This is a genomic window from Vicinamibacterales bacterium (genome assembly GCA_041659285.1).
Classification (GTDB): Bacteria; Acidobacteriota; Vicinamibacteria; order Vicinamibacterales; family UBA2999; genus 12-FULL-67-14b.
The window spans coordinates 39,724-64,312 of the sequence record JBAZYO010000016.1 but is presented as its reverse complement, the minus strand read 5'-3'; the positions used below and the strand labels follow the sequence as shown (position 1 = coordinate 64,312).

At 67.5% G+C, this 24,589-nt stretch carries 28 protein-coding genes; 7 read left to right on the top strand and 21 right to left on the bottom strand.

Annotated features, from left to right (window positions below; all coding sequences use genetic code 11):
* Positions 1–132 precede the first annotated feature (132 nt).
* From WC815_20880 to dacB, 5 genes are read left to right on the top strand one after another with little or no spacing between them, the layout of a single operon-like run.
* Entirely contained in the window at positions 133–1,116 is a 984-nt protein-coding gene (locus WC815_20880; protein MFA5911236.1) for an ABC transporter ATP-binding protein, read from the top strand.
* Positions 1,109–1,873 carry an ABC transporter permease subunit gene (locus WC815_20875; protein MFA5911235.1) on the top strand — a complete coding sequence of 255 codons (765 nt, stop codon included), beginning with the start codon at positions 1,109–1,111 and terminating at the stop codon, positions 1,871–1,873. The genes WC815_20880 and WC815_20875 overlap by 8 nt, the downstream gene beginning before the upstream one ends.
* 2 nt (positions 1,874–1,875) lie before the next feature.
* Positions 1,876–3,480, top strand: coding sequence for a Gldg family protein (locus WC815_20870; GenBank protein MFA5911234.1), 1,605 nt, complete (start codon positions 1,876–1,878; stop codon positions 3,478–3,480).
* Positions 3,481–3,486: 6 nt separating this feature from the next.
* A complete protein-coding gene (locus WC815_20865; GenBank protein ID MFA5911233.1) occupies positions 3,487–4,872 on the top strand; it encodes a DUF4340 domain-containing protein in 1,386 nt (461 codons plus the stop codon).
* Positions 4,869–6,422 carry a D-alanyl-D-alanine carboxypeptidase/D-alanyl-D-alanine-endopeptidase gene (dacB, locus tag WC815_20860; GenBank protein MFA5911232.1) on the top strand — a complete coding sequence of 518 codons (1,554 nt, stop codon included), beginning with the start codon at positions 4,869–4,871 and terminating at the stop codon, positions 6,420–6,422. Before WC815_20865 ends, dacB begins: the two co-directional genes overlap by 4 nt.
* Before the next feature lie 45 nt (positions 6,423–6,467).
* Here the strand turns inward: dacB and WC815_20855 are convergent, their stop codons facing one another.
* From WC815_20855 to WC815_20845, 3 genes are read right to left on the bottom strand one after another with little or no spacing between them, the layout of a single operon-like run.
* Positions 6,468–7,634: a putative sulfate exporter family transporter gene (locus WC815_20855; protein ID MFA5911231.1), complete on the bottom strand. Its 1,167-nt coding sequence runs from the start codon at positions 7,632–7,634 to the stop codon at positions 6,468–6,470.
* Positions 7,631–8,239, bottom strand: a complete 609-nt coding sequence (locus WC815_20850) for a hypothetical protein (GenBank protein MFA5911230.1) — start codon at positions 8,237–8,239, stop codon at positions 7,631–7,633. Before WC815_20850 ends, WC815_20855 begins: the two co-directional genes overlap by 4 nt.
* Before the next feature lie 18 nt (positions 8,240–8,257).
* Entirely contained in the window at positions 8,258–9,673 is a 1,416-nt protein-coding gene (locus WC815_20845) for an aldehyde dehydrogenase family protein (protein ID MFA5911229.1), read from the bottom strand.
* 33 nt (positions 9,674–9,706) lie between these two features.
* Here WC815_20845 and WC815_20840 point away from each other — a divergent pair, with 33 nt between their 5' ends.
* On the top strand, positions 9,707–10,474 hold the full coding sequence (locus tag WC815_20840; protein MFA5911228.1) for a 3-hydroxyacyl-CoA dehydrogenase: 768 nt from the start codon (positions 9,707–9,709) through the stop codon (positions 10,472–10,474).
* Positions 10,475–10,624: 150 nt separating this feature from the next.
* Here WC815_20840 and WC815_20835 read toward each other — a convergent pair whose 3' ends face one another.
* The 7 genes from WC815_20835 to WC815_20805 form a co-directional block, all read right to left on the bottom strand.
* Positions 10,625–11,590: a 2Fe-2S iron-sulfur cluster-binding protein gene (locus tag WC815_20835; protein MFA5911227.1), complete on the bottom strand. Its 966-nt coding sequence runs from the start codon at positions 11,588–11,590 to the stop codon at positions 10,625–10,627.
* A 13-nt stretch (positions 11,591–11,603) separates the two neighbouring features.
* Positions 11,604–11,987 (bottom strand): group 1 truncated hemoglobin, encoded by a 384-nt coding sequence (locus tag WC815_20830; protein MFA5911226.1) that lies wholly within the window; start codon positions 11,985–11,987, stop codon positions 11,604–11,606.
* A 108-nt stretch (positions 11,988–12,095) separates the two neighbouring features.
* On the bottom strand, positions 12,096–13,619 hold the full coding sequence (locus WC815_20825; GenBank protein ID MFA5911225.1) for an aldehyde dehydrogenase family protein: 1,524 nt from the start codon (positions 13,617–13,619) through the stop codon (positions 12,096–12,098).
* 68 nt (positions 13,620–13,687) lie between these two features.
* Positions 13,688–14,875 (bottom strand): DHHA1 domain-containing protein, encoded by a 1,188-nt coding sequence (locus tag WC815_20820; GenBank protein MFA5911224.1) that lies wholly within the window; start codon positions 14,873–14,875, stop codon positions 13,688–13,690.
* Positions 14,876–14,924: 49 nt separating this feature from the next.
* Complete coding sequence (locus WC815_20815; protein ID MFA5911223.1) at positions 14,925–16,736, bottom strand: ATP-binding protein; 1,812 nt, start codon at positions 16,734–16,736, stop codon at positions 14,925–14,927.
* Between the two features lie 19 nt (positions 16,737–16,755).
* Positions 16,756–17,469: a 7-cyano-7-deazaguanine synthase QueC gene (gene queC, locus WC815_20810; protein ID MFA5911222.1), complete on the bottom strand. Its 714-nt coding sequence runs from the start codon at positions 17,467–17,469 to the stop codon at positions 16,756–16,758.
* Between the two features lie 19 nt (positions 17,470–17,488).
* A complete protein-coding gene (locus WC815_20805; protein MFA5911221.1) occupies positions 17,489–18,130 on the bottom strand; it encodes a radical SAM protein in 642 nt (213 codons plus the stop codon).
* A gap of 23 nt (positions 18,131–18,153) precedes the next feature.
* Here WC815_20805 and WC815_20800 point away from each other — a divergent pair, with 23 nt between their 5' ends.
* On the top strand, positions 18,154–19,065 hold the full coding sequence (locus WC815_20800; GenBank protein MFA5911220.1) for a DUF72 domain-containing protein: 912 nt from the start codon (positions 18,154–18,156) through the stop codon (positions 19,063–19,065).
* Here the strand turns inward: WC815_20800 and WC815_20795 are convergent.
* The 11 genes from WC815_20795 to WC815_20745 are packed head-to-tail and all read right to left on the bottom strand — an operon-like array spanning position 19,037 to position 24,583.
* A complete protein-coding gene (locus WC815_20795) occupies positions 19,037–19,642 on the bottom strand; it encodes a peptidylprolyl isomerase (GenBank protein MFA5911219.1) in 606 nt (201 codons plus the stop codon). The two genes, WC815_20800 and WC815_20795, sit on opposite strands and share 29 nt — an antisense overlap.
* 5 nt (positions 19,643–19,647) lie before the next feature.
* Positions 19,648–20,391, bottom strand: coding sequence for an endonuclease III (nth, locus tag WC815_20790; protein ID MFA5911218.1), 744 nt, complete (start codon positions 20,389–20,391; stop codon positions 19,648–19,650).
* A 59-nt stretch (positions 20,392–20,450) separates the two neighbouring features.
* Positions 20,451–21,398, bottom strand: a complete 948-nt coding sequence (locus WC815_20785; protein MFA5911217.1) for a D-glycerate dehydrogenase — start codon at positions 21,396–21,398, stop codon at positions 20,451–20,453.
* Between the two features lie 7 nt (positions 21,399–21,405).
* Positions 21,406–21,663: a hypothetical protein gene (locus WC815_20780; protein MFA5911216.1), complete on the bottom strand. Its 258-nt coding sequence runs from the start codon at positions 21,661–21,663 to the stop codon at positions 21,406–21,408.
* Positions 21,664–21,700: 37 nt separating this feature from the next.
* Positions 21,701–21,973 (bottom strand): EutN/CcmL family microcompartment protein, encoded by a 273-nt coding sequence (locus WC815_20775; GenBank protein ID MFA5911215.1) that lies wholly within the window; start codon positions 21,971–21,973, stop codon positions 21,701–21,703.
* The gene (locus tag WC815_20770) at positions 21,970–22,242 is read right to left on the bottom strand and encodes a EutN/CcmL family microcompartment protein (GenBank protein ID MFA5911214.1); all 273 of its coding nucleotides are present in this window, start codon (positions 22,240–22,242) and stop codon (positions 21,970–21,972) included. The genes WC815_20775 and WC815_20770 overlap by 4 nt, the downstream gene beginning before the upstream one ends.
* Before the next feature lie 4 nt (positions 22,243–22,246).
* A complete protein-coding gene (locus WC815_20765; GenBank protein MFA5911213.1) occupies positions 22,247–22,516 on the bottom strand; it encodes a EutN/CcmL family microcompartment protein in 270 nt (89 codons plus the stop codon).
* A 42-nt stretch (positions 22,517–22,558) separates the two neighbouring features.
* On the bottom strand, positions 22,559–22,849 hold the full coding sequence (eutM, locus tag WC815_20760) for an ethanolamine utilization microcompartment protein EutM (GenBank protein ID MFA5911212.1): 291 nt from the start codon (positions 22,847–22,849) through the stop codon (positions 22,559–22,561).
* 19 nt (positions 22,850–22,868) lie between these two features.
* Complete coding sequence (locus WC815_20755) at positions 22,869–23,714, bottom strand: class II aldolase/adducin family protein (protein ID MFA5911211.1); 846 nt, start codon at positions 23,712–23,714, stop codon at positions 22,869–22,871.
* Positions 23,711–23,974, bottom strand: coding sequence for a hypothetical protein (locus WC815_20750; protein ID MFA5911210.1), 264 nt, complete (start codon positions 23,972–23,974; stop codon positions 23,711–23,713). Before WC815_20750 ends, WC815_20755 begins: the two co-directional genes overlap by 4 nt.
* Positions 23,975–23,980: 6 nt before the next feature.
* Complete coding sequence (locus WC815_20745; protein MFA5911209.1) at positions 23,981–24,583, bottom strand: tetratricopeptide repeat protein; 603 nt, start codon at positions 24,581–24,583, stop codon at positions 23,981–23,983.
* Positions 24,584–24,589: the final 6 nt, after the last annotated feature.

Below are 24,589 nucleotides of genomic sequence, written 5' to 3'. Positions count from 1 at the left end.
GATATTCTCACGCGATGACCGCAATGACCCGGCTTGCCGCGCTCAGGCGGTTCGAATAGGATGGGGGGCTGGACGCGCCTAATTCGCGACCGGTCTAGAGCTTACACTGTTTTTCATAATCGGAGACCCCTCGTGATCGAGGTTCAGCATCTCTCAAAACGCTACGGTCCGTTCACGGCCGTAGACGACGTCAGTTTCCGCGCGGAGTCGGGTGAGATTCTCGGTTTCCTGGGCCCGAACGGCGCGGGCAAGACCACCACCATGCGCATCATCACGGGCTACATGCCGGCCAGCGAAGGCACGGCGACGGTGGCCGGCCACGACGTGTTCGCGGAACCGATCGAGGCCAAGCGCAAGACGGGTTACCTCCCGGAAACGCCGCCGCTCTATCCGGACATGACCGTCCGCGAGTACCTGACCTTCGTCGCCAAGATCAAGGGCGTGCGCAAGGACATCAAGGGCCGCGTGGACGAGGTGATGAAGCGGACGTGGGTGGCCGACATGGCCGACCGCCACTGCGGACGGCTCTCGAAGGGCTACAAGCAGCGCGTCGGCCTCGCCCAGGCACTCATCCATAACCCCGAAGTGCTCGTCCTCGACGAGCCCACCGCGGGCCTCGACCCCAAGCAGATCATCGAGACCCGGCAGCTTATTCGCGAACTGGCCGGCAACCACACCATCGTGCTCAGCACCCACATCCTTCCCGAGGTCTCGCAGACCTGCCAGAAGGTCGTGATTATCAACAAGGGCAAGGTGGTGGCCATCGACACGCCGGATGCGCTGACCGAACGGCTGCGCGGCGCCGTCACCATGTATCTGCAGGCGCAGGGCCCGGTGGACGACATGCAGCGCGCGCTGCAGAGCGTGACCGGCGTGGTCCGCGTCAACGTCGCTGATCGAAAAGACGACACCGGCATCTTCGAGGTCGACACCGAGAAGGGCGCCGACGTGCGCCGCGAGCTGGCGACGACGATCGTCCGCGGCGGATGGGGACTGCTCGAACTGCGGCCAGTGCGCGTCAGCCTGGAAGACATCTTCCTGAGCCTGACGACCGAAGAAGTGGCGACCGCGGAGCCCGCGGCCGTCGCGGCAGCGGAGGAGGTGGCCGGTGCGTAACATCGCCGCCATCGCCCAGCGCGAGCTGAACGCCTACTTCTCCTCGCCCATCGGCTACGTGCTGATCGGCTTCTTCGCCCTGCTCTTCGGGTGGTTCTTCTACGTGCCGCTGGCCTTCTTCGAGCAGCAGAGCATGCAGTCGGCGATGAACCCCGGCCAGGCCATGAACATCAACCAGATGCTGGTCGCCCCGGCGTTCATGAACACCACAGTGATCATGCTGCTGGTGTTCCCGCTCATCACCATGCGGACGTATTCCGAGGAGAAGCGCTCGGGCACCATCGAGCTGCTGCTGACCTCGCCGCTGACCGATGTCGAGATCATCCTCGGCAAGTTCATCGGCGCGATGGGGCTCTACACCGCCATGCTCTCGATCACGCTGATCCACATGGCCATCCTGTTCATCTTCGGCAACCCCGAATGGAAGCCGATTGCCACCGGCTACCTCGGGCTGCTGCTGATGGGCGGCTGCTTCCTGTCGCTCGGTCTCTTCATCTCGAGCCTCACCAAGAACCAGATTGTCGCGGCCATGGCCACCTTCGCCGTGTTCCTGATGCTGTGGGTGCTTAACTGGATCAGCACCTTCGTCGGCCCGACCACACAGGCGGTGCTGGCGCACCTGTCGATTACGGAGCATTTCGACGACTTCGCGAAAGGCATCATCGACACCAAGCACGTGATCTACTACCTGAGCTTCATCGCGTTCGGCTTGTTCCTCACCATGAAGTCGGTCGACAGCGAAAGGTGGCGAGGCTAACCATGGCGAACAAGATTTTCGGAGTCGTTGGCTGGATCGGCACGATCCTGGTGTTCGGCGCGGTGGCCGTGCGCCTGGTGCGACCGGAGTGGAACCAGTACGCCACCTACATGGCGTGGGCCGGCCTCGCCGCGGTGTTGCTCTACATGGCGGGACAGTGGCGTGACGTCGCCGACTTCTACAAGGGACGCGGCGCCCGCTACGGCACCATGTCGCTGGTCAGCATCGTCGTGTTCCTGGGCATCCTGGTGGCGGTGAACTACCTGTCGACGCGCCAGAACAAGCGCTGGGACTTCACCGCCAACCAGGTCTACAGCCTGTCGGATCAGACCATCAAGATCCTCACGGGCCTGAAGGAGCCGGTCACTTTCGTGGTGTTCGACCGCGAAGCCAACTTCGACCGCTTCCGCGACCGGCTCGACGAGTTCGCGTATCACTCGACCAACGTCAAGGCCGAGTACGTGGATCCGGACCGCCAGCCGGCGCGCGCGAAAGAAGCGCAGTTGCAGTCGTACGGCACCATCCTGGTCCAGTACCAGGGCCGCACGGAGCGGGTGACCAGTTCCGAGGAACAGGCGCTGACCAACGCCCTGATCAAGGTGGTGACCGGCGCGGCCAAGAAGGTGTACTTCACGCAAGGCCACAGCGAGAAAGACACTGCCGGCACCGATCGCGCCGGCTACAGCAGCATCGGCCAGGCGCTGACCGGCGACAACTACGGGATGGAATCCCTGGTGCTGGTGCAGCAGAAGACGGTGCCCGCCGACGCCACGGTCGTGGTGATTGCCGGGCCAAGCACCGACTTCTTCCCGCCCGAGATCGAAGCGCTCAACGCCTATGTCGCCGGCGGCGGCAAGGTGATGGTGCTGCTCGACCCCGAGGCGAAGCCGGGGCCGTCCACGCATCCGCTGCTGACGCAGTTCCTCGCCGACTGGGGCATCATGGCCGGCAACGACGTGGTGCTGGACGCCAGCGGCATGGGGCAGATGCTCGGCACCGACGCTTCGGTGCCGGTGGCGGCGCAGTACCCGCCGCACGCGATTAGCGAGGGCTTCCGCCTGGTGACCGCGTATCCGATGGCGCGCTCGATGACGCCGATCGAGGGCGGTTCGAACAGCCACACCGCGCAGCCGCTGGTGAGCACCAGCGCGCAGAGCTGGTCCGAGGCCGACCTGTCCTCGCTGTCGGGAACCGGCGGCGCCCAGGTCGCGTTCAACGCCGACCAGGGCGACAAGATGGGACCGATCACGCTCGGCGCCGCGGTGTCGGCGGCGGCCACCGCCGCACCCGCGCCACCGGCCGCCAACGGCAGCCCGGCCGCGCCGGATGCCGAGCGCAAGCCGGAATCGCGCGTCGTCGCGATCGGCGACTCGGACTTCGCCGCCAACTTCGGCCTCGGCATCCAGGGTAACCGCGACTTCTTCATGAACGCGGTGAACTGGCTGGCGCAGCAGGAGAACCTGATCGCCATCCGCCCGCGCGAGCCGGAAGATCGGCGCCTCACGCTGACGGCGGATCAACAGCAGCGCATCATGCTGCTGTGCCTGTTCATCATTCCCGGCATCGTGTTCGCCTCGGGCGTCTACACGTGGTGGCGGAGAAGGTAAGCGGCCATGCGCGGCCTCACCTCGACCATCGTCCTGATCGTCGTCCTGGCCGGGCTGGGCGGCTACATCTACTTCGTCGATTCGAAGCGGCCCGAGCCCGGCATTGACGGTGGGCCGGCGAAGGAAAAGGTCTACTCGCTCGCCGTTGACGCAGTTGACGAAGTGAAGCTCACTTACAACGGCGAGACCAGCCTGCTGCGCAAGTCCGAGGGCGGCTGGAAGATGATCCAGCCGGCCGAAACCGAGGCCGACCCGGCCGAGGCGGTGAGCCTGGCGCAGGCGCTCGCCAACCTCGAATTGGTGCGCGTCGTCGACGAGAACCCGACCGACCTGGCGCAGTTCGGGCTGGCCAAGCCGCCCATCGCCGTGGAGTTCAAGGCGGGCGGTGTCACCGGTTCGCTCATGCTCGGCGACAAGAACGCCACCCAGGGCGAAATGTACGCGCTGAAGGGCGGCGACAAGAAGGTGTTCCTGGTGTCGTCGTTCCAGGAGACCAACTTCAACCGCACGCCGTTCGACCTGCGCGACAAGAAGATCCTGAAGTTCGACCGTGAGAAGGCCGACGCGCTCACGCTGGTGCGCGGCGACCACACGATGGAACTGGCCCGCACGGGCAGCGACTGGAAGGTGGTCAAGCCGGTGCCGTCGCGCAGCGACTACAGTGCCATCGAGGGGCTGCTGACGCGGCTGTCGACGTCGAACATGTCGAAGCTCCTCGAAACCGACGCGAAGGACCTTGCCAAGTACGGCCTCGACCAGCCGGTGATGACCATCACCGTGGGCGCCGGCAGCGCCAAGACGGTGCTCGAGGTCGGCACGACCGAGAACGACCAGACCTACGCCCGTGACGCCGCCCGGCCGCTGGTGTTCACGGTGGACACCACGCTGCAGGGCGACCTGACGAAGAGCTTCGACGAATACCGGAAGAAGGAGCTGTTCGAGCTGCGCTCCTTCTACGTGACGAAGATCCGCGCCGGGCTCGACGCGCCGGGCGGCCCGAAGACCTACGAACTGGAAAAGGTCAAGGGCGAGAAGGCGGGCGACCCCGACACGTGGAAGGTCACGCGCGTGGGCGGCGCCTCGCACACCGCGAACGCGCAGGCGATGGACGACCTGCTCGCCAAGCTGGTGGCCCTCAAGGCGGAATCGTTCGTCGATGCCAAGGGCAAGACCGGCCTCGACAAACCCGCCCTGGTGATCAGCGCGAGCTTCGACGACGGCAAGTTCGAGCGCGTGCGCTTTGGCCAGGTCGGCGAAGCCGCGTTCGGCAAGCGTGACGATGAGGCGAGCGTGGCGAAGATCGACAAGGCCTCGATGGAGGCCGCCATGCTGGCCTTCGACATGGTCGTGATGCCGCCGGCGGCCACCGACAAGGCGGGCGAGAAGAAGTGAGTCGGCGCGGCGAGCGCAGGTTCGTTGCCGCCGCGACGATCGCTGCGCTCGTGCTCCTGCCGGCGTGCGCGCTCACGCGCCAGCCGCGGCCGGCACCAGTGCCGACGCCGAAGCTGGGGGATGCCCTCGCCAACCCCGACCATCATGAATTGCTCCGGCGAGACCTCCGTGACATTTTCTCCGGGCAGACGGTGGACCACGGCATCTGGTCGATCGCCGTCCATTCGTTGAAGCGCGGCGAAACCCTCTACAGCTACAACGCCTTCCGCCTCCAGGTCCCCGCCTCCAACCAGAAGCTGCTGACCACAGCGGTCGCCGCCGAACGCCTGGGTTGGGATTACCGCTACACCACGCGCGTATATGCCACCGGCCCCATTTCGGCGGACGGCGGGCTCGACGGCGACCTCGTGGTGGTGTCCAACGGCGACCCGACAATCAACCCGCGGCACCCGCAGCGCTGGTCGGCGTTCGACGACTGGGCCAGGCAGCTCGCCGCCAAGGGCGTCCGCCGCGTCGGCGGCCAGTTGATCGGCGACGACAACGCGTTTGCCGAACCCGGCTGGGGACTCGGCTGGGCATGGGACGACCTCGCCCAGGGCTATGGCGCGCCGGTGAGCGCGCTGCAGTACAACGAGAACCAGGTCGAGTTATCGATTGGCCCGACCACCGAGGTCGGCGGTCGCGCGATCATCACCGTGTCGCCACCGGGAAGCGGGCTCACCATCGATCACGCCGTGGTCACCGCCGCCGCCGGCGCCGAAAGCAGCGTCTCGCTCGAACGCGTCCCCGGGTCTCCGATCTTGAAGGTGCGCGGCCAGGTGGCCCTCGGCGCGCCGCCGATCACCGAGTACGCCGCCGTCCCCAATCCCACCTTGCTGTACCTCAACGCGATGCGCGAAGCGCTGGCGCGGCACGACATCTTCGTGGGCGGCAATCCGATCGACATCGACGATCTGCGCGTGGCGCCGGACCTGTCCAGGGCGACGCTGCTGCTGGAGGATCGCTCCGCGCCACTCGCGGAGATCGTCGACGTCACGCTCAAGTGGAGCCGCAACATCTACGCCGAGACCCTGCTGCGATCGATGTCGCCGCCCGGTGCGCCGGCGACCTCGGAAGGCGGGCTCGCGAACGTCAACGAGACGCTCCGCCGGTGGGGCATCTCTCCCGATTACTACATCGCCCGTGACGGCTCGGGACTGTCGCGTTACGACTACCTGACGGCCGACGCGCTGATCGGGCTTCTCACCTACACCTTTCTTGATCCCGCAATGGCCGAGAACTTCCGCTCCGCGCTGCCGGTGGCCGGCGTCAGCGGCAACCTCGAGCGGCGCCTGAAAGGCACGCCGGCCGAGGGCCGGGTGTGGGCGAAGACGGGATCGATGTCACAGGTAAGGTCGCTGGCGGGGTACCTCCTCACCGCGGACGGCGAGCCGATTGTCTTCTCGTTCATCGTCGGCGGCTTCCGCGTGCCGTCGCGGGAGATCGACGCCGCCATGGACAAGGCGGTCCTCAGGCTCGTGCAGTTCACGCACCCCAGCCTGCTGCCGTGAAGCGCGGCGCGAACCGCTGGCCCTGGCTCAGGAGACCAGATGTAATTACAGGTGCACGAATCGCCCAAAGATCACGGCCATCAGCATGCCGACGGAACCGACGGCGAGCGCGCCGGCCATGCCCACCGCGAACGGCTTCAGCCCCACGCCCTTGAACACCGCGAAGCTCGTGTTGAGGCCGACCGCGGCCATCGCCGTGCCGAGGAGAATCTGCGACGCCCAGTAGTCGCCCAGTTGCTTCGTGATCGACGCCCACATGAGGGCATCCCAGATTCCAAACGCGGCGCCGCTGGCTCGCAGCGTCGCATCACCAATCGATCGCACGACCGCCATTGCCAGGAACCCGATCACGAAGCCGGGCACCAGCGCCCTCCAAGAGATCTTCCTCACGATGCCGGTGGCGGACTGCGTCGACTTGAGGTGCAGCCACGTCAGCACGGGAATCACGACCGCGAGGAAGATGTTGCGCGTCAGCTTGGTGACCGTGGCGACGCGCAAGACCACGTCATCTCCGTAGACCTGCTTGTAGGTGAGGGCCGCGCCCACCACCTGCGAGGTGTCGTGCACGGCGGTGCCGAGGAACAAGCCGATGGTCTCGGACGAGCCGAGCACCGAGTGCGCCAGATAGGGATAGAACAACATCCCGAACAGACCGAAAGCCACGACGTTCGCCACGGCGTAAGCGACTTCGCGTTCGTCGGCTTCAATGGCCGGCGCCACCGACACAATCGCGGTCACGCCGCAAATACTCGTGCCGGCGGCGATCAGCGTGCCTAATCGGGGCGGCAGGCCCAGCTTCTTGTTGAACCACGTCACAAACAGCAAGCCCGTGGCGATGGCCGCCAGCACCACCGGCAGGCCGGCGATGCCCAGCTTGAGCACGTCGAAGAAACTCAAGCGGATGCCGACGAGCACGATGCCGGCGCGGAGGATGGTGGTGGTCGCGAACTTGAGGCCCGGGTTGAGCGAGGCCGGCAGCGGCAAGGTGTTGCGCAGCAGCAGGCCCAGGACGATGGCCACGGGAACGCCCGACACCGGGCTGCTGCCGGTGAGGCCCTGCGCGGCGAGAATGGCGTGGCCAATCTGATCCGCCAGCCAGAAACCCGCGAGCATTACGACCACCGCGGCCAGGACGCCCGGCAGCTGCTTGCCCACCGTCTTGTCCGCCGTAGCCTTGGCGGAGGTGGAAGCCTTGGCGAAGGTGGGCTTCAATGCCCGACCAGCCAGACGCCGCCGACCACGAGGGCCGCCGCCGACGTCGCATACAGCAGGCCGCCGTAGCTGCGGTGCCGCCGGCCCATGCGCGTTGACAGCAGGCCAACCGCGGCGGAGAACGCGGTCATGCCGGCGATGGCGCCGACGCCGAAGCCGGCGAGGTAGAGCGCGGACGCCGCACGCGACGGGAACGCGAGCGCCGGCAACACGCCGAACAAATGGGAGCTCCCGGCGAGCCCGTGAATGGCGCCCATGGTGAACGACGCCCCGGCATGGCTGTGTGAGTGGGCGTGCGCGTCAGCGCTCGAGCGCCTTTGCACCCACGCCCGTCGAACGCCCCACCCGCCAATCGCAATCAACGAGACGCCGACAATGCGTTCGCTGTAGACGGAGATGGCGTCGACGGGAAGCTGTTCCTTGATCAGCAACAGCAGCGTCGCGATCAGGAGCACGCCGAGTGTGTGGCCGATGCCCCACTGCAAACCGGTGACCCACTGGCCGCGCTCGCGATCCGTGGCCAGCGGCGCGACGGCGGCGAGGTGGTCCGGTCCCGAGAAGACGTGGAGCAGACCGGCGGCAAGACCCGCAAGGAACGCGAACATGGCGAAGGTCTCGTGAGGTTAACGCTGAATCGATTTCAGCTGGAAGAATTCTTCGAGGGCGAGCGGCCCGATCTCGCGGCCGATGCCAGACTTTTTGTAGCCGCCAAACGGCGCCAGTACGTTGAATCGGCCGCCGTTGATGTCCACCTGGCCCGTGCGCAACTGCTTGGCGACGGCCAGGGCGCGCTCGGCCGTTCCCGCCCACACGCCGCCGGCAAGACCGTAGGGTGAGTCGTTGGCGATCGCCACCGCATCAGCCTCAGTGTCGTACGGAATGATGGCGAGCACCGGGCCGAAGATCTCCTCCTGCGCGATGGCCATCCGGTTGTCGACGTTGGCGAAAATGGTGGGCTCCACGTAATAGCCTGTAGCGGGTGCGGCGGGTCGGCCGCCGCCGGCGACCAGCGTCGCGCCTTCCTGCCTGCCCTGCTCGATGAAGCCGAGCACGCTGTCGCGCTGTCCCGCTGACGCCAGCGGCCCGAGGCGCGTGTTCTTGTCGAACGGATCGCCCATCGTGAGCTTGGCCAACTGGCCCTTCGCCAGCTCCACCGCCTGGTCGTGGCGCGCCCGGGGCACCAGCATGCGCGTCCACGCCGAGCACGTCTGACCCGAGTTCTGCATGCAGTTGTTCACGCCCGCAGGAATCGCCTTCTCGAACGGCGCATCGTCCAGGACGACGAAGGCGGACTTGCCGCCGAGTTCGAGGCACACCTTCTTGATGCCGTCGCCGGCCACCGACGCGATGCGGCGGCCCGCCTGCAGCGATCCGGTGAAGCTCACCATGTCGACACCGGGGTGCGAGACGATCGCCTCGCCGACAACGCGGCCGGGGCCCGACACGATGTTGATGACGCCCCTGGGCAGGCCGATCTCGTGCGCGGCGTCGGCGAGCATGAAGGCGCTGAGCGGCGCCATCTCCGCCGGCTTCAAGACCACGGTGCAACCGGCGGCCAGCGCCGGCGCGATCTTGCAGACCACCTGGTGCAGCGGGTAGTTCCACGGCGTCACACAGCCGACGACGCCGATGGGTTCCTTGATGATGAGGGAGTTGCCGAGCTCTTCCTCGAGCTTCGCGTCGCGGATGAACCTGGCGTTCATCCCGATCATCATGATCGGGAACTCGACCTGCACTTTGGTGGCGTAGCCGAGCGCGGTGCCGACCTCGTGCGCAATGGCCTCCGCGATCTGCGGCACGCGCGTCGTCATGGCAGCGGCGAGCTTCTCGAGCCACTGCGCGCGCTCTTCAACCGACACGCGGCTCCAGGCCTCGAACCCGCGCCGGGCCGCCGTCACGGCCTGGTCCACGTCCTGTGCGGTGCCGCGCGGCACGCGGCCAATCTCCGCTTCCGTCGCGGATGAAATCACGGGGATGGTCTCGCTGCCGGTCGCGGCCTGCCACGCGCCGTCGTAGTAGTGCTGGTCGTAGGAGCTCATGGGAATCTTTCAATTCTACGCTACGATCAACGCATGGATATTTCCGGCAAGACTTTCATTGTCACCGGCGGCGCGTCTGGCCTGGGCCGCGCCACCGCCGAAGCCATTCTCGCCGCGGGCGGCAATACCGTGCTGCTCGACGTCAACGCCGAAACCGGCAAGGCCACCGAGCAGGCGCTCGGCGCCAGGGCCCGGTTCGCGCAGGCGGACGTGACCAGCGAAGATCAAGTCAAGGCCGCGGTGGCTCTGGCGGTGTCGGCCTTCGGCGGCCTGCACGGCGTCGTCAACGCCGCCGGCATTGGCCCCGCCGCCAAGGTGCTGGGCCGCAACGGCCCGCATCCGCTGGACCTGTTCGAGAAGACGCTGCGCGTCAACGCCGTCGGCACGTTCAACGTGATTCGCCTGGCGGCCGCGGTGATCTCGCAGAACGCGCCGGCCGCGAGCGGCGAGCGCGGCGTGATCGTGAACACCGCGTCGATCGCCGCCTACGACGGGCAGATCGGCCAGCCCGCCTACGCCGCCTCCAAGGGCGCCATCGTCGCGATGACGCTACCGATCGCCCGCGAGTTCGCGCAGTTGGGCATTCGCGTGGTCACGATCGCACCGGGCATCTTCGATACGCCGTTGCTCGCCGGATTGCCCGAGCCCGCGCGCGTGTCACTGGGTCAGCAGGTGCCGTTCCCGTCGCGCCTCGGCCGTCCGTCCGAGTACGGCGCGCTGGTGCGTCACATCATCGAGAACGAGATGCTGAATGGCGAGGTGATTCGCCTAGACGGCGCGCTCCGCATGGCGCCGAAGTAGTCGACCAGGTCAGGCGGCGGGCCAAGCCAGACGCTTGGCTATGCGTAACCGTTCGCACTATCCCGTCCGCAGGGGCCCGTCGCTCGACGGGCCGAAGGACGAGACCATGACCTGCCTGCGCCGTTCCGTCAGCCCGGCGCGCGGCGGGGTTCAGGCAGCCGCGGGGAGGAAGCTGTCGAAATGGATGGCGCGCGACGCCACACCAGCCATGAACAGCTGCTTGCGAAGCGTGCTCACAATCTCGGGATTGCCGCACACGTACGCCTTCCACCCGCGCAGCGAGGGGAACGCCGAGCGGATGCCGTCGCCAAGCTCACCGATCTCAATGCCGGGCGGGGCCGGCCCTCGCCGGACCGACGGGACATAGAAGAAGTTCTCGTGGCGCTCGCTGAGCGCGGCGAGCGCGTCTTCCAGATACAGGCCATGGCGGTCGCCCGCGCCATGAAACAGCCACACGGGTCCGGTGTGACCCTGAGCGAGGGCGTCGCGGGCGATGCCGTAGAGCGGCGCCAATCCCGTCCCGGTCCCGGCCAGCAGCAGCGGCTGCTCGGGGTCTCCCGGCAGATAGAAGCAGTCGCCGGACGCGCGTCCCAGTTGGACCCACGTGCCGGGCCTGGCCTCGCGGGCCAGCCACTGGCTCATGCGTCCTTTGGGCAGGCACCGCACGTGCAGCTCGAGGGCCGACTCTTCCGGCAAACTCGCGATCGAGTAGCTGCGGGCCAGGCCGTCCTCCCGCACCAGCGTGACGAACTGCCCCGGGTGGTACTCAATTGGAGGAGACGGAGTCAGGCGGACGCGAATCACCGTCGGGCTCACCCATTCGATCCGCGTGAGCGAGGCAGCCACGCGGTCGTCGGGATCGGCGAGCGCGATCGCCAAATCGCCCGCCGGACGGCAGCAGCAGGCCTTGAAGTAGCCTTGCGCGCGCAACGTCTCCTTCAGCCCGTCCTGGGCTTCGGCAGGGATGTCCCCCGCCATGGCCTGCAGGACGCACGCGTGACACGACCCCTTCCGGCACGAGTGCGGCACCTCGGCCCCCTGCCGCAGCAGGCCATCGAGCACGCTCTCGCCGTCCTGCAGGACGTACTGCGTGCCGCCGTAGTCGATGGTCGCCACGGGAGTGTTCGACTCAGGCGTTGAGCACGTCTTGACGAGTCGTGGCGGCGACCGCGGCGACCTTGGCAATGAGCGCCGGCTTCACGCCGAGTTCGCTCAAGGTCTGCCCGAGCTGTTCGACGACGGCGTCGAAGTGCCCGCCGTTGAGCCCCTTCGCCACGAGTGGCTTGTGCGCGCTGCGCATGTCCGTACCGGTGTACTGGTTGGGCCCGCCGAAGGCCATTGTCAGAAACGCCTTCTGCTTGGCAATCTGCGCGTCCATGTCCACGTCGTCGAAGAATCGGCTGATCCGGCCGTCGGCCAGCACCTTCCGGTAGAAGATGTCCACCGCCGCGTCCACCGCCGCCGAGCCGCCGAGCTGATCATAGAGACTGGTTTCCGTTCCGACGTTTGCCATGCCTCCACAATCGGCACTCCGGGCGCTGACTTGAGGCATCCACCGGGCCGGCGTCAGCCAGGCGCGTGCCACGCCGAAGGGATTCCCGTTGCACTCAAAGCAAGGTGATCAGTCGCCGAACGTGATGCCCTGTGCCAGCGGCAGTGCCGTGGACCAGTTCACGGTGTTGGTTTGCCGGCGCATGTAGCCCTTCCACGCGTCCGAGCCGGACTCGCGGCCGCCGCCGGTTTCCTTCTCGCCGCCGAACGCGCCGCCAATCTCGGCGCCAGACGTGCCGATGTTGACGTTGGCGATCCCGCAATCCGAGCCGCGCGGCGACACGAACTCCTCGGCCCGGCGCATGCTCTCGGTGAAGACGGCGCTCGACAACCCCTGCGGCACGCCGTTATGCAGCGCCATCGCGTCCTCGAACCGTTCGTACTCGAGCAGATAGAGGATCGGCGCGAACGTCTCCTGCTGGACGATGGCGGATTGGGCGGGCATGCGGATGATGGCGGGCTCGACGAACTGCGGCCCGAGGTCGGGGCGCCGCCCGCCGCCACAGAGCACCGTGCCACCTTCGGCGACCGCCTGTGCCATGGCCACCTCCATGTCGGTCACCGCCTTGGCCGTGACGAGCGGCCCCATCAACGTGCCCGCCGCGAGCGGGTCACCAATGCGGACCTGCGTGTACGCCTTCAGCAGGCGTTCCGTGAGCGCGGGCAGAATCGCCTTGTGGGCGATGATGCGCCGAGTGGACGTGCAGCGCTGGCCCGCCGTGCCCACCGCGCCAAACACTATGGCGCGCACCGCCATCTCGAGGTTGGCATCTTCAGCGACGATGATGGCGTTGTTGCCGCCCAGTTCGAGAATGGCGCGGCCAAAACGCCCGGCGACCGTGCTGGCGACGTGACGGCCGATGGCCGTTGAGCCGGTGAACGACACCAGCGGCAGTCGCGCATCGTGCAGCATGGCCTCACCCACCGTGCGCCCCGACCCCGCCGCCAGCGTGAAGATGCCGGTGAGGCCGTGGTCGGCCATCACGCGGTTGGCGATGTGCTGCACTGCTACCGCCGTGAGCGGCGCGGGCTCGGCCGGTTTCCAGATCACCGTGTCGCCGCACACCGCGGCGATCGCCGCGTTCCACGACCACACCGCCACGGGGAAGTTGAAGGCGGAGATCACACCGATCGGCCCGAGCGGGTGCCACTGCTCCATCATCCGGTGGCCGGGACGCTCAGACGCGATCGTCAGCCCGTAAAGCTGCCGCGAGAGGCCCGTGGCAAAGTCGCAGATGTCGATCATCTCCTGCACTTCGCCGTGGCCTTCCGCGCGGATCTTGCCCATCTCGAGCGAGACGAGGTCGCCCAGCGGTTCTTTCAATTCACGCAGCGCCGCGCCGAGGTCGCGCACCACGTCGCCACGCTTCGGCGCCGGCACTTCACGCCAGGCCCGAAACGCCTCGGTCGCCGCGGCCGCCACGCGGTCGTAGGCGGCGGGGCTGCACAGCATCACCGCCGCGATGGCCTCGCCGGTGGTGGGGTTGAACGAGGTCAGCTTGTGGCCGTCGGGCTCGGCAATCCACCCGCCAGGACCGGTGCAGGCGCCAGGGTTGAGCGGCTCGATCTCGAGCTTCTTGAGAAGGGAGTGCATCTAAGAACGATACCATCGCCGAGTGCGGCGAGGTGCCTCACGCCCGACGCGGGCAACGCTGAACGGGGTCAACCAAGCAAGGCGCGGGCGAATTCCGTCACTTCCGCTGACGAACCCATTAGACCTCCGCCCTGCGCCAGGTCTGGCTTGCCACCACCCTTGCCGCCAAACTTCGCAACCAGACCTTTGAGAACAGCGCCGGCATCGACAGTGGCGCTCGCACCGCGCGCGATCACGACCAGTGCCGGAGCCGTCGTCGTGAACAAGGCCACCACGGCGTCGGTCTTCTCGGCCGCCGCGGCGACGGCGATTGCCTTGAGGCCCTGCGCGTCCCAGCCCTCGAGGGCTTCGATCACGACCACGTGATCGCCTGATGGCACGGCCTTTTCGAGAAGCGTGTGCGCCTCGTGAGTCGCGAGCTTTTCTTGGAACCCTCGCAGGGTGCGCTGCTGCGCCTTGCTGTCGCCCTGCATCCGCTCCACCGCCGCGGCCATTTCTTCCGGCGCGACCGACAGGAACTTCTGCGTGGCCGCCAGTGAATCGCGCCACAGGCGGAAGCGATTGAGCGCCCGGCCGCCGCACAGGAACTCGACGCGCGAGCCGCCGCGGAACTTCTCACACCCACCGATGGCAATCACCCCGATGGCTCCAGTCCTCGAGACGTGCGTGCCGCCGCAGGCCGACAGGTCGAAGCCGTCCACGTCGATCAGGCGCAGCGGTCCGGTGCGAATCGACTCCTTGCGCAGCGGCATCTTCGCCGCTTCCTCAGCGGTCGCGAAGCGGATGGCCACCGGCCGGTCCTCCCACACCACGCGGTTCGCTTCGTCTTCCGCCTTCGCCACCTCGGAGGCGGTGACTTCCCGCGCCAGATCGATCGTGGCCGACAGCGTGCCCATATGGAAGCTCTCGGTGCGAACACCGAAGAGGCGGTCGAATGCCGCCGACAGCACGTGCTGCCCGGAGTGCTGCTGCATGTGATCGAACCGGCGCGCCCAGTCGATGGCGCCCTGCACCACGTCGCCCACCGTCAACGACCCGGAGGTGACGTGCGCAATGGTGCCGTCTTCCCGTTCGATCACGTCGCTCACCGCCGCGCCGCCGAGCGTGCCGGTGTCGAAGGGCTGGCCGCCGGAGGTGGGATAAAACACAGTCTGATCGAGCGTGACGTGCGTCCGCCCGGCCACGGTGTCCACGGCGACAACGGTGGCGTCGAACTCGGTGCGGCAGGGTTCGGTGTAATAAAGGCGGTTAGTCATCGGCTCCAGATGGTCCGGCTAAAGCCGGACGCCACATTGATGCTGAGCACTACTCTTTGGGAACGATCGGCAGGTCGAAGAAGAACACGGCCCCGCCGGCAGGCGACCGGCGATAGCCAATCCGGCCGTCATGCGACCGGATGATGTCGTAGCTCACCGACAGGCCGAGGCCCGTGCCCTCGCCCACCGGCTTGGTCGTGTAGAACGGCTGGAACAGCTTGGCCTCGTGTTCCGGCGGCACGCCGTGGCCCGAATCCTCGACCTCCATCCATGCCCATCCGTCTCGGTCGCCGGTGCGAATCGTGATCTGCCGGATCGGCGGGCCGGCCTGGACGATGGCCTGTTCGGCGTTGATGGCGAAGTTGAGCAGCACCTGCTGCAGCTCCGTGAAGACGGCCATCACCAGCGCCTGCGACTGCTCTTCAACCACGACCCGGATGCCCAGCTCCTCGAGCTTGCGGTGACGGAGCTCCATCACCGACGCCACCACGTCGCGGAGCTTCACCGGCGTCGGCTCGGACATCTGGCGGCCAAACCGGGACAGGTTGCGGATGATGGCGCTGGCGCGGGCGCTTTCCTTCTGGATCAGCGAGAGGTCGGCGCGCGCCTGCTCAGGCATGTCTTTCTGCATCTGCAGGAGCTCGGCGAAGCCGAGGATGGCCTGCAACGGGTTGTTCAGCTCGTGCGCCACGCCGGACACCAGCACGCCGATGGCGGCGAGCCGCTCCTGCCGGATCACCTGCTGCTGCAGCGATTGCAACTCCTCCCGCATCCGCCGCTCGTCATCCACCTGCGCGGCGATCGACTCGCGCGCGCTCTTCAGGTTGGTGATCATGCGGCTCACCGTCTGCTGCAGGTGCGCCATCTCCGCGGTCGGCATGGGACGCTCGTCGAGCGGCGACAGGTCGCCGCGGCTGACGCGGCGCGCCGCCTCGTCGAGGTGACCGAAGGCCTTCAGCCAGCGGCGTCCGAAGATGAACGCGAACGTGAAGACGAGAACCGTCGAGAGCAGCGAGATGGCGAAGTTGCGGCGATAGATCGGCGCGGTCCGGGCGCGCGCGACGCTGGTCGGAATGCCGACGCTGGCCAGCCACGGCCCGCGCTCCACCACGGCGTTGCTGAACACGCGTTCCACCCCGTCCGCCCCCGTGCGAATCACCGTTGACGGCACGTCCTCGGGTTCGCGGCGCTCGGACGGAGCGGTGATGGCCCGGCCGACGTACTTCCCGGCGTCGAGGCTACGGGCCACGACCACGCTGTTCTGGTCGGTCAGCGTCACCACCGAGCCGGGCGGCAGCGGAATCGACCCGAGGACCAGCTCGAGCGCTTCAAGATGCACGGAGAGGCCGAGCACGCCCACGACCTCGTTCTCGAGGGACATGATCGGGTACCCCAGCATGATCGCGTGGGCGGCCTCGCCGGGCCCGCCCAGCATGGGGCTGACTTGCGTCTGCCCGGTCGCGGCCATCTGCCGGATCCAGGCCGGGTCCACCGTCCCCTCCACGGCCGCGTTCGGCGGCCGCGCCCAGGCCTGGACCTGGCCGTTGGTGTCGGCCATCAGCGCGTTGTTGAGCAGGCGATCGCGTCCGCCGACCAGCGGCAACAGCACCTCGGTGGTGGCGCGCGGATCCAGGGCGCGCATGCTCGGGTGGCGCGACGCCGTTACGGCCACGGCATCCGCCGCCTCGAGGTTGCGGTTCACGTAGACGACGACGGTGGCCGCCATGGTGGAGGTTTCGGCGACGAGCTGCCGCACGTGTTCGCTGTAGGTCACGTACGCGCCGTAGCCAATGGCGGCGTAGACCGCGATGGTCAGGATGATGACCAGGGTGAAGATCTGGCGTCGAAGCGGCTGGGTCACGGGGTCAACGCGAATGGTATCAGCGGATCAGCGGATCGGTTGCACCAGCCTCTGCGAACCCCGCGGCGCGCAGGCGGCAGCTGTCGCAGTGCCCGCACGGGTGGCCGGACGCGGCGGGGTCATAGCAACTGTGCGTCAGCCCGTAATCGAGGCCCAGCGACAGCCCCAGCCGGATGATGTCGGCCTTCGACAGGCTGATCAGCGGCGTGTGGACGGTCAGCGGCCGACCCTCGACCCCGGCCTTGGTGGCGAGGCGGGCGAGCTGCTCGAAGGCCCGGATGAACTCCGGACGGCAATCGGGATACCCGGAATAATCCAGCGCGTTCACGCCGATCACAAGGTCGGCGGCACCGAGGACCTCCGCCCAGCCGAGGGCGAGGGAGAGGAAGATGGTGTTGCGCGCCGGCACGTAGGTGTTGGGGATCTCGTTCGGGTCGATCGGGTGGTCCTTGGGCACGTCGATCGCCGATGAGGTCAGCGACGACCCGCCAATCTGCGAGAGGTCGAGCGCCAGCTCCAGGTGACGCTCGACGCCGAGGGCCTGGGCGACGACCCGCGCGGCGGCCAGCTCGCGGGCATGGCGCTGGCCGTAATTGATGCTGAGGGCAGACAGCGCGAAGCCGTCGCGCCGGGCGACGGCGGCGGCGGTGTACGAATCGAGCCCGCCGCTCAGCAGGACGACGGCCCGAGGTCCGGCTGCCGCCGTCGCCGACTCGCGGCTCTGGCGGGCCAAGGAAGCCGGACGCCACATCTCAGACGCCACGCGTTTGCGGGCTCCAGATGTACTTGTGCACCTGCAACTGGACGCGGACCTCGAGACGGTCCGCGATCACCCATTCGGCCAGCTGCTTCGCATCCAGCTCCCCGTGCACCGGGGAGAACAACACGGCGGCGACCCGCCCGGTCAGCTTCTCTCGCGCCACCACACCCCGCGCGAACTCGTAGTCGGCGCGATCCGCGATCACGAATTTCACCTCGTCGGACGGCGTCAGGAGGGCGAGGTTCGACCAGTCGTTCTGTTCCGACTCGCCCGAGCCGGGGCACTTCACATCCATGATGCGGATGACGCCGGCCGGAACCTGGGCGATGCTGCGATGTCCGCCGGTCTCGACGAGCACGGTCTTGCCGGCCTCGAGCAGCCGCTGCATCAACGGATACACGTCGGGCTGCAGGAGCGGCTCGCCGCCCGTCACTTCCACCACCGGGCAGGCGCGCGCCACCACGTCGGCGACCACGTCGGCCACGCTCATCTTGCGGCCCTCGTGGAAGGCGTACGACGTGTCGCACCAGCGGCAGCGCAGGTCGCAGGCCGTCAGGCGCACGAACACGCACGGCCGCCCCGCGTGGGTGGACTCCCCCTGGATGGAGTGGAATATTTCGTTGATCGTCAGCATCCCGAACCTATTACTTTATCTCCATGGACTTGCGCGTGGGGACATCCGGCTGGAATTACCCCACGGGCCGGGGCACGTGGAACGGCATCTTCTATCCGCTGCCAGAAGACCGCCAGCGCGGCTTCGACGAGCTCAGCTTCTACGCCGAGCGCTTCAACGCCGTTGAGGTGAACAGCACCTTCTACGGTCAGCCCCGCGCCAACGTCGCGCTCGGATGGGCCCGCCGCACGCCCGCCCACTTCGAGTTCGCCGTGAAGCTGTACCAGAAGTTCACGCACCCGGGCATGACCACGGATGCCACGGCCATTTCACAGGCCGACGTCGATGCCTTCAGGGGCGGCATCGACCCGCTCGCCGCGGCCGGCAAGCTGGGGCCTGTCCTGGCGCAGTTCCCGCCAAGCTTTCATCACTCGACCGAGGCCGTCGCCTACCTGGACTGGCTGCTGCGCACCTTTTCGGCCTACACCCTGGCGGTGGAACTGCGGCACGCGTCGTGGAGCGATGCCGCGGCGGAAACGCGCGCACTGCTCCGATCGCACCGCGCCGCCTGGGTGCAGATCGACGAGCCCAAGTTCGACTCCTCGATCCGCCAGGATCTCTCCGCCGCCGACGGCGATGTGTTCTACATGCGCCTCCACGGCCGGAACGCGGCGCAATGGTGGGAGCACGACCAGGCGGAAGACCGCTACAACTACCTCTACTCCGCGCAAGAACTCGAACCGATTGCCGAGAAGGTGCGGCAGGCGCGGCAGACCGCGAAGAAAGCCTACCTGTTCCTGAACAACCACTTTTCCGCGCAGGCCGTCGCCAACGCCACCACGCTCAAGAAGATGCTGGACGAGCCGGTGACGGCGGCGATGCCGGCCGAGCTCGTCGAGCGGTTTCCTGACCTCGCCGGCCTCGTCGCTACTTTGCCCCGCGCACGGTTACTCTGACGATGCGATCGGTCTGGGCGATCTTCATCACCACGTCCATGCCCGAAATGATCTTGCCGAACACGGTGTAGTCGCTGTCGAGGCGATGCACGTCGGCCAGCGTCACGTAGAACTGGCTGTCGGCCTTCGACGCATCGCCAGCGTGCGCCATCGCCACGGCGCCGCGGACATGCGTGCGCGTCTTCGAGATCTCCGCCGCGCCGATCGGTGTGCCGCTGCCGCCGGTGCCCCACATGGCCTGCTTCGTCATGTCGCGCGTGGCCGGGTCGCCCATCTGGATCACGAAGCCCGGCACCACGCGATGCACGCGCTGGCCGTTGTAGAAGCGCTTGTTGACCAGCCCGATGATGTGCGCGACGGTCTTCGGCGCTTCGTTCGGATAGGTTTCGAACTCGAAGGTGCCCTTCTCGGTTTCCACCACGATCACGGGGCCGGCGCCGGGCGAGGTCTGGCCCGGCTTGGCGGCGGGCGCCGGGGTCTTGGCCGGCGCGGGCTTGGCCGGCGCGGGCTGGGCCGCCGATGCCACGACACCCGCGAGAACACTTGCGAGAACGAACGTCAGAATCCGCACGGACATTGAGGTCACTCCTTCCGCAGGTCTTTGGATTTGCCCACGCGCCCGACACCGACGCGCCGGCACTCAGAGATGATGGCGCATTCGCCACAACGAGGATACACCGGGCGGCAGACGTTCTGCCCCCAGGTGACCAGGTAGAGGTTGATGACCGGCCACCACCGGTCTTCGATGGCCCGATACAGCGCCCGCTCGGTCTCCTCGGGCTCCCTGGTCTGCACCCAACCGAGCCGGTTCGAGATCCGGTGGACATGGATGTCCACGCAAATGTGTCGCTGGCTCTGGAAGGCCAGGATCATCACCAGGTTGGCCGTCTTGCGCCCCACGCCCGGCAGCGTGACCAGCTCTTCGAGCGTCGCCGGCACGCGGCCGCCGAACTTCGCCACCAGCGTCTTACTGGTCTGCTTCACGAACTCGGCCTTGTTGCGGTAGAAACTCACCGGGTAGATCAGCTTCTCGATCTTCTTCACGGTGAGCGCGGCCACCGCCTCGGGGGTCGGCGCCTTCTTGAACAGCCGCGTCGACGCGGCCAGCGTCGTCGCGTCCTGCGTGCGCGCCGACAGCAGCGTCGAGATCAGGATCTGGAAAGGATCCTCCTGCTGGCTCTGCGAGATCTTCTCGACGGCCGGCAGCTCCATGCCGTCGATCTTGCGCGCCAGCGTCCGCATCACCCGTTCGACGGCGGCCTCGTTCGCGGCACGCGTCGAGGGGATGCTCTTGGAGAAAACGGCACCGCTTACGGTGCGCTTCATGAGCTCATCTCAACGGCTTTCTCCAAGAGCATCTCCTCGATGCGTCGCGCGAGCAACCCTTACGCCACCGGGGTGAGCGGCGGCTGGCCGTTGAGCACGGCGATGGCGTTCGACACCGCCAGGTCGGCCATGCCGGTCCTGGTCTCGGTGGTCGCGCTTGCCAGGTGGGGGATCAGCAGCACGTTCTCCAGCGTCATCAGGCCCGGGTGTATCTCGGGCTCCTTCTCGTAGACGTCGAGCGCGGCCCCGGCGATCAGCCGCTCCGTGAGCGCCCACGCCAGCGCGCCCTCGTCAACGACGGGGCCACGCGAGGTGTTGATCAGGTAGGCCGACCGCTTCATCTTGGTCAGCGCCTTCTGGTCGATGAGGTGCCTGGTCTCCGGCGTCATCGGGCAATGCAGCGACACCACGTCCGACGTCGCCAGCAGGCGATCGAGGGGCATGTGGGTGGCGCCGGGCAGATCGGCCGGCGTGCGCGTGGCATACGCCACGGTCATGCCGAATGCCGGCGCCTTGTCGGCCACCGCGCGGCCGATGCGGCCGAGGCCGACGAGGCCGAGCTGCTTGCCGCGCAGCTCCATGCCCAGCATGTAGTCGAGCGCCCAGCCGGCCCACGCGCCGGCGCGCACCACCCGCTCACCCTCGCCCAGCCGGCGCGTGATCGCGAGAATCAGCGCCCACGTGAAGTCGGCGCAGGCGTTGGTCAGCACATCCGGCGTGTTGGTCACCGCCACGCCGCGCGCGCGGCAGGCGGGCACGTCGATGTTGTTGTAGCCCACCGCAACATTGGCCACCACCTTCAGTTGCGGCCCGGCCGCGTCGACCACGGCGGCGTCCACGGTGTCGGTAAGCAGACAGATCAACGCGTGCTTGCCGGCGACGCGCTGCAACAACGCTTCGCGGGAGATCGCCGTGCCGCCGGTGTGGAGATCGACAGCGCACGCCTCTTCAAGGCGGGCGATGACCGAGGATGGCAGTCTTCTGGTGACGAGAACGGTTGGTTTCAAGAAAGTATTAGTGCCCGTGACACTGGCAATAGCCGCAGTGGTTACAGTTCATCGCCGGCTCGATGATGCACATGGTGTCGTCCTCAGCGCGCGGCAGGGCATAGCGGCTGAAGGCGATCGGAATGAATGGCGGTTGCGGTGGCAACACCGCGGGCGAGGCAGAGATCGCAGGCGGGTCCGCCGAAGCGCCTGGCGCGAAGGCGGGCGCGCCCAGGTGCTTCCGGATCGCCACCCTCACCAGTGCGCGGATCTCGTCGTCGGTCACGGCACTTGACTCCGCGTCATTCGCGTCATCTGCGGCGTCATTCGACGAACTCCAGCTGATCGACGATGCCCACAATCGCCGCGTCCACGGGCGAGAGCTTGCGGCCCAGCGCCTCGCCGGCGGCGCGGCCTTCCAGCACGACAATCACGCGTTCGTTGACGCCCGCGCCCACCGAATCAATGGCCAGCAGCGTCGCGCCGATGGCCACGCCCTGCGGCGTTTCCGGCTGCACCAGCATCAGCTTCGCGCCCTCGAACTGCGGGCGCTTCTGGGTGGCGACGACCGATCCGACGACGCGCGCGAGGATCATGTGTTGCCCGTCGACCAGTGATCAACGATGCCGACAATGCCGGCGTCGGCGGGCATCTCGGTGGGATGAAACGGAAAGCTGGCTTCCTTGCCGCGGACGAAAAACACCGTTTCGCCGACGCCGGCGCCCACCGAGTCAACGGCCACGAGCGGGCGGCCGACGTTCTTGCCGTCAGCGGAGATGGGTTGCAGGAGGAGGAGCGTGGTGCTGTGGAAGCCGGGGTCCTTGCGGGTGGCGACGACGTCCCCGATTACGCGGGCAAGCTGCATGGCACTACTCGGCGACGTCCACCGCGTCAACGATGCCGACCACCGCGGCATCCACCGGCACGTCTTTCAAGCCCGAGGCCAGGCGCGCGGAACTGCCGCTGACGATGAGCACGGTTTCGCCAACGCCGGCGTCCACGGTGTCGATGGCCACGAGGTAGTTGCCCTCGGCCTTGCCCTTGGGATCCACGGCGCGGGCCAGCAGCAGCTTGCTGCTGACCAGGCGCGGATCCTTCCGGGTGGCGACTACGGTGCCGACGATACGGGCCAGGAGCATGGCGCCTACACCGCTGTCGGCGTCATCTGCGTCATCTGCGGCCTACGCCTTGGTGTGGGCCTTGCCGATGGGCAGGACGTCTTCCAGGTTTGCGTGCGGCCGGGGAATGACGTGCACCGAGACCAGCTCGCCGACGCGGCGCGCGGCGGCGGCGCCGGCGTCGGTCGCCGCCTTGACCGCCGCGACGTCGCCGCGGACGATCGCGGTCACGTAGCCGGCGCCGATCTTTTCCCAGCCGACCAGCGTCACTTTGGCAGCCTTCACCATGGCGTCGGCCGCTTCGATCATCGCGACCAGACCCTTGGTTTCGATCATGCCGAGTGCTTCACCCATTGAATGCCTCCAGAAACGCTTACTTGAGTTGCCGGACCGCGTCCTCAATCAGGGCGGTCAGCTCGCGGTATGTTAGCCGAATTTCCCCGTCCGTGCCGGTTGGCGGCGCCTGCAGGCCATGGAGCACGAGCCGCTCGTCCGACTGCGGCGCCTGAACCACCTGGCAGTCCAACTGCCCTCCCGTCGTCGGATTGGATTCGTCGGTGCAGATGGGCGCCGGCGAGGCGATGCCGTACATGCCGCGCAAGCCCTGCAGGCGGTCCACCTCGCCGCGCGACAGCACGTTTTCGCGCCCCAGCGTCCGCGCCACCAGGCTGATCTTCGCGAAGTGCTCGATGGTCTCCATCCGATAGTACGCCGACATCACGTCGCCGGCGAGCGCGAGGGCGCCATGATTGGCCAGCAGCAGGCCATCGTGGGCCTTGACGTATTTCCGGACGGCGGCGGGCAGTTCCTCGGTGGACGGCGTGGCGTACTCGGCGATGGGGATGCTGCCGAGCGTGGTGATCACCTCCGCCAGCACGGCGCGATCGAGCGCGATGCCGGCCACGGCAAACCCGGTGGCGGTCGGCGGATGCGCGTGCACGACCGCGCGGGCGTCCGGGCGATTGCGATACACCTCAAGGTGCATCTTCAGTTCCGACGAGGGCTCGCGCTCGCCGGCGATCCGCGTGCCGTTGAGGTCGGTGATCACCATCATGTCGGGGGTCATGAAGCCCTTCGACACGCTCTTTGGCGTGGTGATCAGCCGGTTTTCGTCGAGGCGAACGCTGATGTTGCCGTCGTTGGAGGCAACAAAGCCGCGCTGCCAGAGGCGGCGGCCCACCTCCACGATGTCGGCGCGGGCCTGCTCTTCGGCGTTCATCGGACTACGTACTCGGCGCGGCACTTCTCGCTGCAGAAATGCACCGGGGTGCCGCGGTTGACGGTGCTGATCGCCTTGCCCGGCACCACATAGGTGCCACAGACGGGACATTGCTGCATCTTCACCGGCGTCGGCCCGCTGCCGCGGCGCGCGCCGCCAGGTGGCGGGATCGACGCGCCGCGCGCCACACCCTCGATGAATCGCCAGAACACGCGGGCGATCACCCAGAAGAGGATGAGGAGGAGGAGCGGGCGCAGCAACACGCGCTACTTTCCCGCGGTGCCGGCCGTGGTGTTCTTCACGCCCTCGAGCCCCTTCTTGGCGGCCAGTCCTTCCGGCGAGTCCGGCGAGATCGCCACCACCTGCTCCCACGCCTTCGCGGCGCCGGCCATGTCGCTCTTGCCGAACGCGCGGACGATGCCGACGTTCAACAGCGTCTTGATGTGCTTGGGATCGGCGGCCAGCGACTTGTCGAACTGCGCCAGGGCACGGTCGGGCTGGTTCGTGTAGTAGTACGCCACGCCCAGGTCGGTCGACACGTTGGCGTCGGCGGGATTGAGCGCGAGGGCCTGTTCGTACCACGAGATGGACTGGGAATACTGCTCGGCGTCGAAGAAGAGGTTGCCGAGCTGCACGCGCGACTCGATGTTCTTCGGGTCCTTCTCGGCGACCACCTGCAATGCCTGCACGCGGGCCGGGTCCAGCGGGGGCGGCGCCTGGGCCCCCGGCGCCCCGGCCGCAGCCGGGGCCGCCTGGGCCACCGGCGCGGCTGGCGCCCTGCCGGCCGCATTCTGGGTGCCCAGCACCCAACCGATGATCAGGCCGAACAGCGATCCGGCAACGGCGAAGACGATTGCATCCGCTCTCATGGGAAC

What these genes read in the sequence shown, in the direction of transcription:
- WC815_20870 (MFA5911234.1), top strand. Translation starts at nt 1,876, where the DNA reads ATGGCGAACAAGATTTTCGGAGTCGTTGGCTGGATCGGCACGATCCTG.
- WC815_20865 (MFA5911233.1), top strand. Translation starts at nt 3,487, where the DNA reads ATGCGCGGCCTCACCTCGACCATCGTCCTGATCGTCGTCCTGGCCGGG.
- WC815_20850 (MFA5911230.1), bottom strand. Translation starts at nt 8,239, where the DNA reads ATGTTCGCGTTCCTTGCGGGTCTTGCCGCCGGTCTGCTCCACGTCTTC.
- WC815_20845 (MFA5911229.1), bottom strand. Translation starts at nt 9,673, where the DNA reads ATGAGCTCCTACGACCAGCACTACTACGACGGCGCGTGGCAGGCCGCG.
- WC815_20840 (MFA5911228.1), top strand. Translation starts at nt 9,707, where the DNA reads ATGGATATTTCCGGCAAGACTTTCATTGTCACCGGCGGCGCGTCTGGC.
- WC815_20830 (MFA5911226.1), bottom strand. Translation starts at nt 11,987, where the DNA reads ATGGCAAACGTCGGAACGGAAACCAGTCTCTATGATCAGCTCGGCGGC.
- WC815_20825 (MFA5911225.1), bottom strand. Translation starts at nt 13,619, where the DNA reads ATGCACTCCCTTCTCAAGAAGCTCGAGATCGAGCCGCTCAACCCTGGC.
- WC815_20820 (MFA5911224.1), bottom strand. Translation starts at nt 14,875, where the DNA reads ATGACTAACCGCCTTTATTACACCGAACCCTGCCGCACCGAGTTCGAC.
- WC815_20805 (MFA5911221.1), bottom strand. Translation starts at nt 18,130, where the DNA reads ATGCTGACGATCAACGAAATATTCCACTCCATCCAGGGGGAGTCCACC.
- WC815_20800 (MFA5911220.1), top strand. Translation starts at nt 18,154, where the DNA reads ATGGACTTGCGCGTGGGGACATCCGGCTGGAATTACCCCACGGGCCGG.
- WC815_20795 (MFA5911219.1), bottom strand. Translation starts at nt 19,642, where the DNA reads ATGTCCGTGCGGATTCTGACGTTCGTTCTCGCAAGTGTTCTCGCGGGT.
- nth (MFA5911218.1), bottom strand. Translation starts at nt 20,391, where the DNA reads ATGAAGCGCACCGTAAGCGGTGCCGTTTTCTCCAAGAGCATCCCCTCG.
- WC815_20775 (MFA5911215.1), bottom strand. Translation starts at nt 21,973, where the DNA reads ATGATCCTCGCGCGCGTCGTCGGATCGGTCGTCGCCACCCAGAAGCGC.
- WC815_20770 (MFA5911214.1), bottom strand. Translation starts at nt 22,242, where the DNA reads ATGCAGCTTGCCCGCGTAATCGGGGACGTCGTCGCCACCCGCAAGGAC.
- WC815_20765 (MFA5911213.1), bottom strand. Translation starts at nt 22,516, where the DNA reads ATGCTCCTGGCCCGTATCGTCGGCACCGTAGTCGCCACCCGGAAGGAT.
- eutM (MFA5911212.1), bottom strand. Translation starts at nt 22,849, where the DNA reads ATGGGTGAAGCACTCGGCATGATCGAAACCAAGGGTCTGGTCGCGATG.
- WC815_20755 (MFA5911211.1), bottom strand. Translation starts at nt 23,714, where the DNA reads ATGAACGCCGAAGAGCAGGCCCGCGCCGACATCGTGGAGGTGGGCCGC.
- WC815_20745 (MFA5911209.1), bottom strand. Translation starts at nt 24,583, where the DNA reads ATGAGAGCGGATGCAATCGTCTTCGCCGTTGCCGGATCGCTGTTCGGC.